Annotated in this window: 2 rRNA genes; both read left to right on the top strand. The window is 57.3% G+C overall.

The annotated features are described in order from the left end of the window. Window positions 1-116, top strand: a 16S ribosomal RNA gene (locus G7043_RS47470); the annotation flags it as partial. Between the two features lie 343 nt (window positions 117-459). Continuing rightward, a 23S ribosomal RNA gene (locus tag G7043_RS47465) occupies window positions 460-541 on the top strand; the annotation flags it as partial.

Below are 541 nucleotides of genomic sequence, written 5' to 3'. Positions count from 1 at the left end.
CCCGAAGCCCGTGGCTCAACCCGCAAGGGGGAGAGCGGTCGAAGGTGGGACTGGCGATTGGGACGAAGTCGTAACAAGGTAGCCGTACCGGAAGGTGCGGCTGGATCACCTCCTTTCTAAGGAGCATTCTCCTGTCGATCTGAGCGAATGTCTCAGCGGCAGGCAGAACTCAACCCGGCCTTGATGTTGGGTGAGGCTCATTAGTGGATGCTGGCTGGCTAGACGTCCGGTTGCCGGATGAGTGAGTACTGCTGCTTGCAGCGTGGAAAGGTCATCAGGGGGCTGGGTGAACAGATCGGTACGCTGTTGGGTCCTGAGGGAACACGCTCTTTGTGTCTTTCAGTGATCGGGCTCTTGCCGCGGACGAACCTCCTGACTTTGCTCAGGCCGGCGTCACGCAGTAGCGCAGGGGTTTCTGATTGTTCTTTGAGAACTGCACAGTGGATGCGAGCATCTTTGTAGCAAGTTAGTAAGGGCATACGGTGGATGTCTTGGCACCAGGAGCCGATGAAGGACGTAGGAGACTGCGAAAAGTCTAGGG

The organism is Lentzea alba (assembly GCF_011067745.1).
Lineage (GTDB): Bacteria > Actinomycetota > Actinomycetes > Mycobacteriales > Pseudonocardiaceae > Lentzea > Lentzea alba.
This window is presented reverse-complemented; position numbering and strand designations above follow the sequence as displayed.